This window comes from Bacillus sp. BB081, from assembly GCF_008368895.1.
Taxonomy (GTDB): domain Bacteria; phylum Bacillota; class Bacilli; order Bacillales; family Bacillaceae_G; genus Bacillus_A; species Bacillus_A wiedmannii.
In genome coordinates, this window is the sequence record NZ_QOZX01000041.1 from 1 (window position 1) to 13,755 (window position 13,755).

The 13,755-nt window shown below is 34.4% G+C and carries 16 protein-coding genes; 5 read left to right on the forward strand and 11 right to left on the reverse strand.

The window, feature by feature from the left end; all coding sequences use genetic code 11:
- The coding region (locus DN394_RS17845; protein WP_370458315.1) for a tetratricopeptide repeat protein at positions 1-407 on the forward strand (407 nt) is incomplete at its 5' end.
- 66 nt (positions 408-473) lie between these two features.
- Positions 474-653 carry an H-type small acid-soluble spore protein gene (locus DN394_RS17850; RefSeq protein ID WP_001025736.1) on the forward strand — a complete coding sequence of 60 codons (180 nt, stop codon included), beginning with the start codon at positions 474-476 and terminating at the stop codon, positions 651-653.
- Positions 654-704: 51 nt separating this feature from the next.
- Here DN394_RS17850 and DN394_RS17855 read toward each other — a convergent pair whose 3' ends face one another.
- From DN394_RS17855 to DN394_RS17870, 4 genes are all read right to left on the reverse strand, one after another.
- On the reverse strand, positions 705-1,535 hold the full coding sequence (locus DN394_RS17855) for a class C sortase (protein WP_179953653.1): 831 nt from the start codon (positions 1,533-1,535) through the stop codon (positions 705-707).
- 21 nt (positions 1,536-1,556) lie between these two features.
- A complete protein-coding gene (locus tag DN394_RS17860; protein WP_149294052.1) occupies positions 1,557-2,357 on the reverse strand; it encodes a class C sortase in 801 nt (266 codons plus the stop codon).
- A gap of 91 nt (positions 2,358-2,448) precedes the next feature.
- Entirely contained in the window at positions 2,449-4,110 is a 1,662-nt protein-coding gene (locus DN394_RS17865; protein ID WP_098705254.1) for a SpaH/EbpB family LPXTG-anchored major pilin, read from the reverse strand.
- Positions 4,111-4,150: 40 nt separating this feature from the next.
- Positions 4,151-7,477: an isopeptide-forming domain-containing fimbrial protein gene (locus tag DN394_RS17870; protein ID WP_149294053.1), complete on the reverse strand. Its 3,327-nt coding sequence runs from the start codon at positions 7,475-7,477 to the stop codon at positions 4,151-4,153.
- 288 nt (positions 7,478-7,765) lie between these two features.
- Between DN394_RS17870 and DN394_RS17875 the strand changes: the two genes are divergently transcribed.
- Genes DN394_RS17875 through DN394_RS17885 form a run of 3 tightly spaced genes read left to right on the forward strand, consistent with a single transcriptional unit; the run spans position 7,766 to position 9,069 of the window.
- Positions 7,766-8,101 carry an antibiotic biosynthesis monooxygenase family protein gene (locus DN394_RS17875; RefSeq protein ID WP_098705243.1) on the forward strand — a complete coding sequence of 112 codons (336 nt, stop codon included), beginning with the start codon at positions 7,766-7,768 and terminating at the stop codon, positions 8,099-8,101.
- Positions 8,102-8,103: 2 nt separating this feature from the next.
- On the forward strand, positions 8,104-8,709 hold the full coding sequence (locus DN394_RS17880) for a dienelactone hydrolase family protein (protein WP_098705244.1): 606 nt from the start codon (positions 8,104-8,106) through the stop codon (positions 8,707-8,709).
- Positions 8,710-9,069: a hypothetical protein gene (locus tag DN394_RS17885; RefSeq protein WP_098705245.1), complete on the forward strand. Its 360-nt coding sequence runs from the start codon at positions 8,710-8,712 to the stop codon at positions 9,067-9,069. It abuts the gene before it with no gap.
- A gap of 26 nt (positions 9,070-9,095) precedes the next feature.
- On the opposite strand, the gene DN394_RS17890 is transcribed toward DN394_RS17885, so the two are convergent.
- The 7 genes from DN394_RS17890 to DN394_RS17920 all read right to left on the reverse strand — a co-directional run bounded on the left by DN394_RS17890 (position 9,096) and on the right by DN394_RS17920 (position 13,724).
- Positions 9,096-9,494: a DUF5367 family protein gene (locus tag DN394_RS17890; protein WP_149294054.1), complete on the reverse strand. Its 399-nt coding sequence runs from the start codon at positions 9,492-9,494 to the stop codon at positions 9,096-9,098.
- The gene (locus DN394_RS17895) at positions 9,484-10,071 is read right to left on the reverse strand and encodes a TetR/AcrR family transcriptional regulator (protein ID WP_149294055.1); all 588 of its coding nucleotides are present in this window, start codon (positions 10,069-10,071) and stop codon (positions 9,484-9,486) included. The genes DN394_RS17890 and DN394_RS17895 overlap by 11 nt, the downstream gene beginning before the upstream one ends.
- Before the next feature lie 87 nt (positions 10,072-10,158).
- Positions 10,159-10,329 carry a DUF3951 domain-containing protein gene (locus tag DN394_RS17900; RefSeq protein ID WP_089170749.1) on the reverse strand — a complete coding sequence of 57 codons (171 nt, stop codon included), beginning with the start codon at positions 10,327-10,329 and terminating at the stop codon, positions 10,159-10,161.
- A gap of 62 nt (positions 10,330-10,391) precedes the next feature.
- Positions 10,392-10,703: an AzlD domain-containing protein gene (locus tag DN394_RS17905; RefSeq protein ID WP_149294056.1), complete on the reverse strand. Its 312-nt coding sequence runs from the start codon at positions 10,701-10,703 to the stop codon at positions 10,392-10,394.
- Entirely contained in the window at positions 10,694-11,419 is a 726-nt protein-coding gene (locus tag DN394_RS17910) for an AzlC family ABC transporter permease (RefSeq protein ID WP_149294057.1), read from the reverse strand. Before DN394_RS17910 ends, DN394_RS17905 begins: the two co-directional genes overlap by 10 nt.
- Entirely contained in the window at positions 11,412-12,248 is an 837-nt protein-coding gene (locus tag DN394_RS17915; protein WP_149294058.1) for a TrmB family transcriptional regulator, read from the reverse strand. The genes DN394_RS17910 and DN394_RS17915 overlap by 8 nt, the downstream gene beginning before the upstream one ends.
- A 177-nt stretch (positions 12,249-12,425) precedes the next feature.
- The gene (locus tag DN394_RS17920) at positions 12,426-13,724 is read right to left on the reverse strand and encodes an NtaA/DmoA family FMN-dependent monooxygenase (RefSeq protein ID WP_149294059.1); all 1,299 of its coding nucleotides are present in this window, start codon (positions 13,722-13,724) and stop codon (positions 12,426-12,428) included.
- Positions 13,725-13,755 lie beyond the last annotated feature (31 nt).

Here is a 13,755-nt window from a genome sequence, read left to right on the forward strand (position 1 = left end):
ATATAGATATATTAAAAGCTTATTACTATAACACCGTTACGAATGAATATACAATTGCATTAGCACATTTAGAACAATTCCGAGAAAAACTAAAAGATATACCAATTTTTCAAGACGATGGACTGTATTATCTTGAAAAAGGAAAATCTCTGTATGGTTTAAAACATTACAAGGAAGCTTTAGAAGTATTAGATCGTGCTATCATACCGGATTATATGAGTCATCCACTTGATCAATCGTGGTTATTAACAGCTGGATCTTATCGTGCCCTTTGCTATATAGAACTTCAAGATAAAAAATCTGCCTTGAAAGAAGCAAAAGAAGCAGTTCAAGCGATAGATAGCTATCCTGATTCCATCTTCTCTTCATTTATTAAAGAAACATTACAAATAATACAAAAACTTTAAAAATGTCTCGAAATGGTATATTATTCCTCCTTTTTTGCAAAGATAATAATGATGGGAGGAATATAAATGAATATACAACGTGCAAAAGAGCTTTCCGAGTCATCTGAAGAAGCCAATGTCAGTTTTCAAGGCATGCCTGTTATGATTCAACACGTCGATGAAAGCAACGAAACCGCCCGCATATATGAAGTAACAAATCCAAAACGCGAATTAACTGTTCCAGTTAATAGCTTAGAGGAAATATAAAAAATACCACTTCGACTTTTGAAGTGGCATTTTCTTTTATTATATGCTGCATCACTTGTTTTTCCTTTTTAATAAACCGTACAACCCTATACAAATTACAATGAGACCTACTATGCCAAAAGCCAGTTTTTCAAATAAATCTCTTGTTTCATACCTCCTCATATCTACTATACTTTTGTCTTGTCTTTCAATTTCATTTTGCTTTGCTTCTACTCGCTCCCCATACACTAACAAACGATATTTACTTGATGTATATGGTTCACACGTAAGCAGTGTAACTTTGTCTTTTCCTTTTATTACATTTAATTTATCCACTTGATTTGGATAAATAATTTCACGGCCAATTACTTTATACACTTGCTGCTTTCCAAATACCTTTACATAGAATACATCTCCATCACTCAACTGATCAAGATGACGAAACATCGTTGCCCCGTGATATCCACGATGTCCTGCCAATACAGCATGTGTATCTTTCCCACCAATCGGTAATGAAGTCCCTTCAATTTGCCCTACTCCTTTACTTAAGTTTTCTTGACTTGCTCCTAAGTAAATTGGCAACTCCTCATTTATTTTTGGAATAGAAATCGCACCAAATATTTCATCTTTGTTTATAAAATTTAACGGTTCCGTACTTATTTCATCATCCTGTACAAATGGGTCACTCATTTTGAAAGTAGTTTTCCCTAACGATTTATTATATGTTTCCATCTTTCGAAACTTCTCATTAACATCTTCTACTTTTAAATCATCAACCATTTTTTCATAACGTATCACTTCTGTCTTATACACATACTTGTTTATATAATTAGCGATCATTGGATATATAAATAGAGATAATCCTGTAAGAAACAATACTACGCTTATAACTCCCCTTCTCACACACTCACCACACAATACATACTATTTTCGTTTTTTTAAATAGATTATTAGAAGGACAATGCAAATAATACCAATAGGAAAAACGATCATCCAATCTTCTAAAATGAAAGGTTTTGTAATCATTTCTTTTTCTTCAGCATCATATGGAACACGGTGTCCTCTCACTAGTAACCTATGCGTGTTCACTCCATAAGGGGTACACGTAATTAATGTTGCGTAATCTTGTCCTTGTACAACTAATAAATCTTCTGTTTCATTTGGTAATACGATTTTTATTTGATCTACCTTATAAGCAAGTACTTTATCTAACGAATGAATATAAAACACATCATTCTTTTCAATTTTGTCTAAATGGGTAAACATAAGCGCTGAGGGTAAACCTCGATGTCCTGTTAAAACTGTATGTGTATTTTCTCCACCTACCGGTAATGAGGATTCATTTAATTGCCCAATTCCACGGCTTAGCACTTCTTCCGCCGTTCCTTGATAAATTGGAAGGTTCACATCTATTTTCGGAATTTCTATATATCCCATAATTTCGCCGATATTTAGCACATCTACATGGGAACTTTTTTTCTCCTCACCATTTTCATGAAACGGATCCGAAAATGTCTGCGTCGTATTTTGAACTTTCTTATTATACTCTTGTGCTTCTGTTTCTTTACGATTAATCTCTTCCTGCTCCAGCCCCTTTATCGCTTCAGCATACGTACTTACTTCTGAATAATGTGTTCTTGTTGCAAACCAATTGCTTACAGTTGGATAGAGAAATATACTTAATCCTAGTAAAAAAATACTTCCAAAAATTATATTTCGTTTCATAATAGCCTCTTTCACTACGGATAAAATGTGGAAAAGAGGAAAGCAATATGCCTTTCCTCTTTACTAAACTCAATTATTATAAAGATATCAATTAAGAATTCTTAACAGGTTTCTTTCTAAAGAAAATAAGCGCTGCTGTCATCATTAATAAAAGACCAGTTACTGTGAAGAGAATTGTACCCATACCACCTGTTGCTGGAATAATCCAACCGCTCTTATTATTCTCAACTTGTAGCTCTATTGTTTGATGTTTTTCATCAATCGTAATATCAATCGGATCTCTTAACTTTTGATAGTGTTCGACTGCACCGTCTTTATCTTTATACTTTGGTGCTTCCGTCTCAACAATTTGATATTCACCGTACGGGATTTCATTCCATGTAATAATACCATTTGCATCTGTTATATCATTCATTTCTTTCCCATTAACTTTTATAACATTACCTTTTTTATCTTGTAATTGGAACTTCGCACCTTCTAATTTAAGCGTCTTATCCTTACCATCAACTTTTTCAATTTTAATATTTCCCGTTGTCGGTGTGACCACCACTTCATTAGATGGCTTTCCATCTTTTTCTGATGAAACATCATCTTTGTTTACAAAATCAAGTACTGCTTTGTTTGGAATTTTCACTCCAGATTCAACATCACTTTTAATTTTTGCAGTAATTTGTAAATGAAGCTCTTTTCCATTTATTTTTGAAAAATCTTCAATCGTAGCGGTTACTTTTTGGCCTTCTACAACTACTTTTACACTATCATCTTCAACTTTCTTTCCATCAACCATAACAATTGGTAGGCCTTTTATTTCCAAACGATCATCTAAAATATCTGTTACAACATATTTTTTATATGATTGAATATCTTCAGGAAGTAGTGTTTTAATATCATACGTATAATCTGTCTCTTTATTAATTCCAGCTACTTTTGAACCGTTATTTATACTTTTAGTAATGGTAGGTTCTTTATAGTTCTTTATATCATCCAGCTTAACTACTTCACCAGATTCCTTAATAGAGAAAGGACGCTCCTCTTTACTAGTTAAATAACCTGTTGGAGCCTTATGCTCAATAAAATAATAATAATCCCCATATTCTAGCGAATCAACACGAACTTTACCATCTTCACCTGTTACTAATGAACTCGGTGTCTTAACTTGTGTACTAGTTCCATCCTTATTCTTTTTAAATAAATGGAACTCTGCATCTTTTAATACTTTACCGGCTTCACCTTTTTTTACGAATTCTACTGAACCACGTTTTGTTTCATTTTTAGGGTAAATATGAACATCGTAATTTAAATCTTTACCGTCTGCACTTGTCATTGGAATATCGACAATAAAAGTAGTCTTATCCAACGCAATATGTTTTGGACCTTCAATTGCTTTTACTTCATAACGTCCTAGCGGAAGATTTGTAAAAACAGCTTCCCCTTTTGTGTTTGTTACCTTTGTTATTGCAGCGTCTTTTACTGGTTTTGCATCTTCTTTTATAACAGTTCCATCATTTGAAATTTTTTCAAATGACTCAATTCGTTTAATTTCAAAAGTTACACCTTCTAAAGGATTTGCATCTTCTGGAACAGTTTGTCCTTCTTTCCCATTACCTTCTGTAGTTGTTTTAGAACCTTTACTTTGTTCAAACTTGTGAATCGTTAAAGTACCTGTACTCCTAGATTCCGCACTAACAATTATGTTAGATAACGTTGAAAAAGCTAACATACAGATTAAAAATAAACTAAAAATCTTTTTCATTGTCGTCCACTCCCTATCATTTTCATTACTTTTGTTATTTCTATCTCTCATTGTTTCTCTTTCTAACAAAGAGGAACAATGTAACCAACATCAATATTCCACCAATTGCATAATAAATAATTGTCCCTATTCCACCAGTCTCTGGAATAACAAATTCACTCTTCTTATTTACTACTCTTATTTTTTGTGAATCCATTCCAGACTTCACTTCTATTTCTACTGGCTCTCTCATCAACATATATCCTTTTGGTGCCTGTACTTCTTTTAATGTATATTTCCCAATTATTAATGGAGTTGAAGTTGCTAAACCATTTTTATCAGTTGTTAATGTACATACTGTATGTCCATCTTTACTTATCACTTCAAATACTGCGCCTTCTAATTTGAGATTTTCATCGTTCGCATCTACTTTTTCAATCTCAAACTTCCCTAATGTTGGTGGTACTACGAATGCTTCATTTGATATGGATTTCCTCTGATCAAACAGTAACTCCGCTTTATTTGGAATACCATTATTCTCTTTATGTTTCGTTAGTATATCTGCATTTACATTATCGTTTAGTCTTGACTTAATATGCATTGTATACGATTGATTCGCAAGATAATCATAATTTCCATCCTGCTTCGGTAACTCAATACTTACTTTCTTTAATTGTTCATCAATTTGCGGTATAACTTCTATTTCTTCTCCATCGCTGTTTACAAGTCGTACTTGTAGGATAGTTAAAACATCTTCTAAGTCATCCTGCAATACCACTTTTTCAAGGTTCATAACATCATTACCAAAATTATAGTTTACATGCCATGTAAACTCTTCATCTATACTTTGTAATGTCGCTTTTTCCACTTCTTTTTCATCTGCATCCGAAACCATCTTTCTTACTTTAGGTTCCTTTGCTTCCACATTCGTTTTTACATTCGGTTTTTGTGGAGGTAAATCTTCATTATCTGGTGTTTTCCCTTCAACAACTGCTATGTTCTCAATTTCTTTAGTTTTTAATGCATCTTGCGTAACTTTCACTTTAAAAGTTACCGTTCTTTCTTCTGTATCAAGTACGTCACCAAAGTTTACTTTGATCGTGTTATCCTCATACGATCCTTCATCTTCGTCAATTGCATCTGTCAATAATTTTCCATTCAATTTCATACTACCGGCTACATATTCTACTCCTTCAGGAAGTTTATCCATTAGACGCATATCTTTAATAAGCCCATTTTCCACCTTATTTCGAACTTTAATTTGATACTCGAATTCATCATTGACATGAAATTTTTCTTGCCTTTTATCAACAATCTCTTTCTTCGATTCTAGTTGTCCAGACAACGGGTCAACCGGTGTTTCAACTTCTGGTTTCTCCTTATCTTTCGAACTATCCGTCTCAACTATTGCTATATTTTTTATTTTCTTATTTGCCATCTCCGGCTTTACAACAACTTCAAACGTAATTGCTTTCTCTTCCTCACCTTTAAGGTCGCCGAGATGAGCATAAATCGTTCCATCTTTTATATGTGCATGATCTTCATCTTCAACATCCGTTTGTTCCTTCCCGTTTATCTTCAACGTATTTGGAACATATTCTACTCCTTCAGGGAGTTTATCCGTAATTTTAACAGATTTTAAGAGAGAATCTGGCACACTATTTTTAGTATGAATTGTATACTCTAATTTGTCGCCAACTTTCAGCGTACCACCGTTTATATCTTTAGCTAGTTTAGTAGCTACTAACTTCCCAGGTTTCTCTTCTCGTTCGGGTAATACTTTAACTACTACTTTATTAGAACCATTAGCTTCAACCTGACTTCCTGTTAACTCATCAATCCCTTGAACCACAGCGATATTGGGAATTTCTGTTTCTACCTTTTCTCCCTTTAATTTCGCTTTAAATTCAATGGTTGTCTCAGGTGTTTTATCCGTATAGATTCCACCTTTTGTAGCATTTGCTCCTTCACCTATTCTTATTGTTAACTTTCTTGTTTTTGCATCATAGTCAACCTGTTCTGTTTGATTTCCAGCATTCGGGCCAGAAATGATTTTCACCGAATTCGGCACAAATTCTAGACGCGAATTTAAAACATCTTCAATTTTTGTATCAACAGAACTCGAATTCGGTTCAATGTTTTTCACCCTTAAACGATATGTAACTTCATCACCTGGCTCGTATTTTTCTTTTGCATCTACTACTTCCTTATCGATTACAAGCTCTGGCGCTGTTGCATTTACAGCAAAGGCTAATGTGTTTAATACATAGTCATCACCAGATGTCGCAGCTTTTAGGCGTATTTCCTTTTGCTCTGGTTTAATATATCCTGCTGGTAACCTAATTAAATCTGCATCAATCCCTAAATTATTTTTATAATCGGGATTAAAAGTAGCTGGATACTTATCTCTCATATGTTCCTCATATTCAGAAATAGTGGAATTAAATATATTACCTGTTGGATTCAGCTTATCAGTAACTTCCTTCCAAGTATTATCTGTATGAACAAAAAGTTTATCACCTTGCCAATATCTATCACCTTGGACAGCGAAAACAGAAACTTTTGGATCTAAATCTCCAGTTTTTGAAGCAAGAAAGTTTTTCACCGTGAATTCTTTTTCACCAGATCCAGTAGCTCTTTTCAATCCACCATCATAAACAGTAAATGCTTTTCTTGTTTTTGACTTATCCTTTGTAATTACTAACATGTACCATCCGGCAAAAGAATAATATCCAGAATTATACGCAAGTTTTGTATTTGGATAAGGGATATTTGCTAAAGTATAGCTTCCTCCTTTTGAATTAGAAGACTGTAAAAGCTTTGTAACATCTGCATAGTTAGAATAATAAGTACCATCAATACCAAAACCATAAAGCAAACCACTTCCGTAATACGTATTACTTGGTTTTACTTGAAAGCTCTTCCCTACCGGAGTAGTAAACTTAATTGGTGCTACATACTGCTGTTGCGTTAATTCGTAACGTGTTGAACTCCAATAGAGTCCCGCCCATTCAACTTCAGCATCTTCTGGAACAGGAATGTATGCCTTAGATGAGTTTGTAGTCATTGGATCATCGTCCACGTCAATTAGTTCACGTATATAACCATTTGGTGCTGTCCCATAAATAGATGTTATATCCGAATACAACGCCGTTTTCTTCTGAGCTTCAGTAGCTTTAATACCTAAATTCACATTCCCAGTAGAATACATATCACCTTTATGAATAGATTGATAAGTAGGTGTATCAAACCCTTCTGCATCTGTAACTGCTGCCGTTGCCTTATCAATCGGACTTAAAAACTGTAACTGAGATAACAGCAAGAATAAACTCATAACAACTATAAATACATTTAATATTTTTTTATTTTCTTTTATCCTACTGTGCAAAGAGGTCACCTCCTTCAATAAAATTTATTAACATATTATATAAATATACCTTACACGTATTATTCTAATATAAATCACATGTTTTGTTAACAAAATATGTGATTTTTTCCTATTTTAAACATTTATATATAAAGATTTTTATATTTAGTGATAATAAAATTTCGAACATCAATATAGAAACCATCTTACTTCATTCAAGTGACAATAAAAAAAACGAAATATTAATAAGAACCCATGACTTCTTTTCTATTTATTACATGCTAAACTATATGAAAAGGAGGATTGTATATGAAAAATACTTCACAAAAAACAAGTCATTATTATGCTGTTATATTCACTTCTAATTTATCAAATGATACAACAGACTATAGTGCCGTTGCTGAAAAAATGGAGGAACTTGCAAAGCAGCAACCCGGATTTCTAGGTGTAGAAAGTGCACGAGATCATTCAGGGCTCGGAATCACAATTTCTTATTGGAAATCACTTGAGGCAATTGAAAATTGGAAACAGAACGCCTTACATAAAGAAGCGAAAAAAAGAGGTCGTGAGCAATGGTACAAAAACTTCCACCTGCGCATCTGCCTTGTTGAAAAAGAATTTAAGTTTCATAGAGGTACTTTATAACGATGAAGAAAAAATTAGCTCTCATTGCTGTTCATGAAATATATGGTGTGAACGACCATATGCATCACGTTATCCATCACTTTACTTCATCTCATATAGATGTATTCTGTCCTAATCTGCTACAATCACAACATGCATTTCCTTATAGTAATGAAGAAAAAGCATATCATTTTTTTATGAATCATATTGGATTTGAAGATGGAAAAAAGCAAATTGAAGAATTCATTACTCATCTTTCTAGTAATTACACACATATTGGACTTATCGGCTTTAGTGTTGGTGCTACCATCTCATGGCTATGTAGTACCAATCCGAAAATAGATTTTATTATTGGATGTTACGGTTCCCGTATACGTGACTATATTCATATGAAACCAACATGTGCTACCTTACTTATTTTCCCTGAAAAAGAAGCTAGTTTTTCAGTATCCTCTTTAATCCAATCATTGCAACAACAAAAAAATCCTTTACTAGAAATACAACAACTACACGGTGAACATGGATTTCTAAATCCGTACACTGAAAAATATAACGGGCACTCTACAAATCAAGCATACAATTTAATAGATTCATTTCTTGTAAAAAACACTCTTATAAAGGAGAGTTAAATGACACTTACATTACTCTTACTGATTTTCATACTCATTGTCTTTTTCTCAGCGCTAACTATCATTTTTGTAACCGTAAAAAAGAGGGAGTTTTCCAAACGTCCCTACTTACAATCTATTATCGTTTACATTTTATTTTTTACAAATTGGATCTTATATTTATCAACTTTTTATGCGTTACTTCCCGAGAAAGTTAGCGAGTTCCTATTCCTGCCCATTTGGTTTTTTCTTTGTATTTTAGGATGTATCGTTTTCTGGCGCGAATGGAGAAATAGTCGTGTGTTCTCAATATGTATAGGTTTTCTTTCCTTTATGAGTTTTTTATTTGGGCTGTTTTTGTTAGTTCTTTCGGGGATGTGACTGTTATAAAGAGGATAAAACCTTCTTTATAACAGTTTTTTTCGTTCCATGACTAAAGGAATTAGTAAATAAAAAGCGTAAGCAATAACCATCCAAATGGTAAATGATATGATTTGCTGTGAGGATAATTGTGAGAATATACGAGAAGAATTATATAAGATGTAAGAATCTAAAATTAAACCGATTGCTGTACCACATATACCTAACTTAATAACTGCATATTTCGAAGTATCCAGTTTTTGATATAGCCACATTACAAAATATAAAGCTATAGCTGTCCCTAATTCAAGCAACGCCATTTGTAGAAAAAAACTATTTGAAGTGTATTCTAATAAGACTGAAGAACCAAAGACAACAAAGAATGCTGAGGCAACAAACCAAATCCCAATAGAAAATAAAATAGTGAGCCAAAGTTTAGTATTCACTACCATTACCTCCTTTTTGTAGCTCTATAAACTTTTCCAATAGCAGGTGCAAATCACCATATACTTTGTATCTGGAAAAAGATGGATTGAATAAGGCTTGTAATGCCAATCCATCAACTAATGCATTACATAAAACGCTCCACGTTTCAGTTGAAATTTGTGATGCCATTCTATCTCCTATTTTTTTATTTAATAATTTTGTTAATTCTTCATTTTCATAATGTAACAGTTCACCAATTTTATCTTTCATTGCATCATTTTGTAATCCACTAGCTACTAATTGAAAAAACAAATGATGATACATTGAATCTTTCACACATCTACTTTCGGCAGACTGCAAAGCCTTTTCTAACTGTACATCCTTTCCTATTTGTTCCCAAGACTCTTTACAAAACGATCCAGTCACTTCAAGTAGTAATTGATCCTTCGTTTTAAAATGATAATATACGGTACCTTGTGTAACTTGAGTACTTTCTGCGACTGCTTTTAATGTCAACTTTTCCATCCCGTGCTCTGCAATAATTTCTTTTGCTGATTCTAGTAACTTCTCTTTATTAACAACATTCGGCTTTGCCATTTCTATGACCACCTTTTAAGTTAGTTAAATAACTAACTTAAATTATACAGAAAAATCAGATAAAATAAAAGGAAGAAAAGCCAACATTCAACTTTTCTTCCTTCTATGTTTACCTTTAGATTTCACTGTCACTGATTCACAAGGTGAATAATAAATTTGAGGTGTCGCCCTATCAACAAACATCATAAACGTAATAAAGCCGATAATAAAGAAAATAAACAACGTTAACAAAATTGCTCCTATCGTTAAAAGTATCATAACACCACCCCTATATTTTTCATGTTATTACACCTTTCGCTATTATATGAGCGTAATCCTTTTTAGAAAAAGAAACGTAACAAAATAATCACAATCACTCCCGTTAATACTGTGCCTAATAAACTACGAGTATATATTGCTACAAGAAATGTTGGAATTGCTGCGATAAGGTAATCCCACTGCACCGTCTCATGCATAAATAATACTTGTGCTAAAAGTGATGCTAATATCGCAATTGGTATGTAATTTAACCATTTTAAACCCCAGTCTGGAATTTGTAGTTTGCTAAATACGAGTAGAGGTAAAATACGTGGCACGAGTGTGACAGCTCCTGCTGCTAGTAAAAGTAATAGTACGTCTAATCTCATTTCCATTTTTCAATTACCACTCCAATCGTCGCAGCTAGTAATGTTGCGATAATAACCGCTATACTATCTGGCATAAATAAGTGTGAAACGTATGCAATCATCATCGCTACAATTGCAACAGTAAGATGAATTGCAAGTTTCGGTTTACTACTGATGAGCTGAAGTACAAATAATCCGATAAACATCGCTGGTAATGCATAATCCATCCCGTACGTATGTGGATCTGGTATCCACTCACCAAATAACCCGCCAATAATAGTAGCAAGAATCCAATTTAAATATGCTGTGACATTTAACCCCATCATCCACCTGTCACCTACATATCCTTTTTGCGCTGCATGCTGCACTGCAACGCCGAACGTTTCATCTGTAATTTGAGAACCGATCATTACATTTTTTAATAGCGGAAGTTTCGTAAAGTATGGTGCAAGGGCAGCACTCATTAGAAGGTGGCGTAAATTAACAAAAAAGACGGTGAAAATAATTGCTGAAGCAGGAGCACCAGCTGCATACATACCAGCTAATATAAATTGGGCAGAACCTGCATAAATTAAAGTGGACATAAACGCAATTTCAATAATGGAGAAACCTGCTGTTTTTGCAATTACACCAGCTGCTATGCCGATGCTTAAATAACCAAATACAGTTGGTAAACAATCTTTTACTCCTTGCTGAAATGTATCATCGCTCTGCAAAGCTACATGTGCCTGAGCTTTACTCATCTCTATCACCCTCCATTCCTTCTAAAGTTCGTTTCCCTGTTACGACATGAACTAAATCTATATTTTCACGCCATAACGTATCTAACTTATCCGCCCCAAATTCCTTCGTGATTTCTTCCACCATAATATCGTGCCGCACATACTCTGTAGCAACAAGAACTAGTGCTGGGTCATACGTTGTAACGGCCCATGAAGTGCTATCATTTGAGAAGTTCGCAATTAATACTTCCTCTCCATCACGAGCAATAACAGTTAAATGACCACCCATTCTCTTTTCAACAACATGGGGTGTCATATAATTATGGTGAAACGTCGCGCCTATTTTTGTATTGGGAGCGCCAAATAAGATTGAAAATATATGTACACCTTCCTCTTCCTTTTGACGAATATATGGCTCAATTTCATGCACTTGATCTTCCCATACAGAAATCCATAACTCTTCCTTCGCCCTATTAATTATATTGCATATTTCTTTTAAGACACGATCATTTGAACGAATATGCGAAATTACATCTATTTGTCGCTCTTGCTCTAAATAATTTAATTTCTCGTCTAAAAATTCAAAGGACTTCTCAAAATCTTTTCGCATTCGATTCATTAATTCGGTAGCTGGTACTGGTACATATTTCACAGGTTCTGACGGAACGATATGCACCGCTCCTTTATCCATTAATTTACCGAGCACTTCATAAATCATCGAACGAGGTACCCCTGTTTGTTTACTCACCTCATACCCAGTTACTGGGGAATGTTTTAATAGGCCAATATACGCTTTACATTCGTACTGAGAAAAACCTAACTTTTGTAATTCCTTTATAATTTCATCCATCAGTAATCCCTCACATTCTATATAACTCTCATTTAAAAACGATGCATGTATATTAGTAGTTATTACTATACCTACTAATATAAAAAAACAGACCTACAAAGTCAATTGATAATTCCGAAATTTATACCAAAAATAAAAAGCCTTCTTATGAAAGGCTTTTTCTACACACTATTCTACTTATTTTAACTGCAAAGTTTTTGGTGACTTCCCCCCTAAATGCTCTCGTAAAGTAGAACCTGTATACTCTTGCCTAAATACACCGGCCTTCACGAATGAAGGAATAACTTCACTAAAGAATAGATCTAGTGACTTTGGCGGTCCTCCTGGAATAGCAATAAATCCATCTAACGCTCCTGCCTCAAATCTATCCATTATTTGTTTCGCAACGTCTTGCGCTGTACCAACCGCAACCCAATGAGCCGATCCAACAACTTCTGGTCGTTCTAGTATTTGTTCAACAGTTGGTTCATTTTTAATAATGTAGTTCCGCAATAATTCTGCATGTGTTTTACTCCGAACAGTTTGATCCCGACTTGGCAGCATCTCTTCCGTAATCTTACTTTCTAGTGGAACCCCTCTAGCATCTAATCCGAGAACCATTTCGAGTAACGAGTATCTCTTCTCTTTTGTGAGATGTTGATGGGCTTGCCTATGCATTTCTAACGCTTCTTCATATGTATCACCTATAAAGAAATATAATCCAGGTAATACGCGTATATCATCTTGGTTACGGCCATGCTGTTCTGCTCTTCTTCTTAAATCTTGACGCAGTTCCATTCCGGCCTCTACATCCGGCGTTGCAGCAAAAATTGCATCCGCAACAGAAGCAGCGAAATTCCGGCCTGACTCTGAAGCACCTGCTTGGAATAACGGCATTTCCCCTGACATATGCTGCGGAATATTAAGTGGCCCTTTCACATCAAAGTATTCACCATTATGCTCGATAGGCTTTACCATCTCTCTAATCACATCAGGGTTATCTACTTTCAATACTTCATTAGGATGACTTCCCCAAAGTTTTCTTACTAACGCTGTACATTCTGCTGCTTTCGCGTATCGTTCCTCTGATGATGGCATCACTTCCTCACCAAAGTTTTCAGCGCCGTCAATGGATGTAACAATATTCCAGCCTACTCGGCCGTTACTAATCCAGTGTAAAGATTGTAATTGCCTCGCTAATATATATGGTGGATAAAACGAAGTTGAAGCAGTCGTAACGACTCCAATTTTTTCTGTTGCATAAGCAATAGCAGTAAATAGTAACGTCGGATCCAAAATGACATTTCCTTTATTACGAGCGATTAAATCTGGGTGGGCCACTAAATAATCTGCTTTGAAAACAAAATCTAACTTAGCCTTTTCTGCCCGTTTCGCTAACTCTACTTGTTCGTTAATTCCTGAATCAAATAGACTATCTTCTTCTTTCTTGCTAGAAATTAAACATAACCCAATGCAAAGTTGTTTCTTTGTAGACATATACACACCATCCCCTTGTTTTTAATTTACC

What these genes read in the sequence shown, in the direction of transcription:
- DN394_RS17920 (WP_149294059.1), bottom strand. Translation starts at nt 13,724, where the DNA reads ATGTCTACAAAGAAACAACTTTGCATTGGGTTATGTTTAATTTCTAGC.
- DN394_RS17885 (WP_098705245.1), top strand. Translation starts at nt 8,710, where the DNA reads ATGACACTTACATTACTCTTACTGATTTTCATACTCATTGTCTTTTTC.
- DN394_RS17895 (WP_149294055.1), bottom strand. Translation starts at nt 10,071, where the DNA reads ATGGCAAAGCCGAATGTTGTTAATAAAGAGAAGTTACTAGAATCAGCA.
- DN394_RS17880 (WP_098705244.1), top strand. Translation starts at nt 8,104, where the DNA reads ATGAAGAAAAAATTAGCTCTCATTGCTGTTCATGAAATATATGGTGTG.
- DN394_RS17860 (WP_149294052.1), bottom strand. Translation starts at nt 2,357, where the DNA reads ATGAAACGAAATATAATTTTTGGAAGTATTTTTTTACTAGGATTAAGT.
- DN394_RS17875 (WP_098705243.1), top strand. Translation starts at nt 7,766, where the DNA reads ATGAAAAATACTTCACAAAAAACAAGTCATTATTATGCTGTTATATTC.
- DN394_RS17900 (WP_089170749.1), bottom strand. Translation starts at nt 10,329, where the DNA reads ATGATACTTTTAACGATAGGAGCAATTTTGTTAACGTTGTTTATTTTC.
- DN394_RS17850 (WP_001025736.1), top strand. Translation starts at nt 474, where the DNA reads ATGAATATACAACGTGCAAAAGAGCTTTCCGAGTCATCTGAAGAAGCC.
- DN394_RS17915 (WP_149294058.1), bottom strand. Translation starts at nt 12,248, where the DNA reads ATGGATGAAATTATAAAGGAATTACAAAAGTTAGGTTTTTCTCAGTAC.
- DN394_RS17905 (WP_149294056.1), bottom strand. Translation starts at nt 10,703, where the DNA reads ATGGAAATGAGATTAGACGTACTATTACTTTTACTAGCAGCAGGAGCT.
- DN394_RS17865 (WP_098705254.1), bottom strand. Translation starts at nt 4,110, where the DNA reads ATGAAAAAGATTTTTAGTTTATTTTTAATCTGTATGTTAGCTTTTTCA.
- DN394_RS17910 (WP_149294057.1), bottom strand. Translation starts at nt 11,419, where the DNA reads ATGAGTAAAGCTCAGGCACATGTAGCTTTGCAGAGCGATGATACATTT.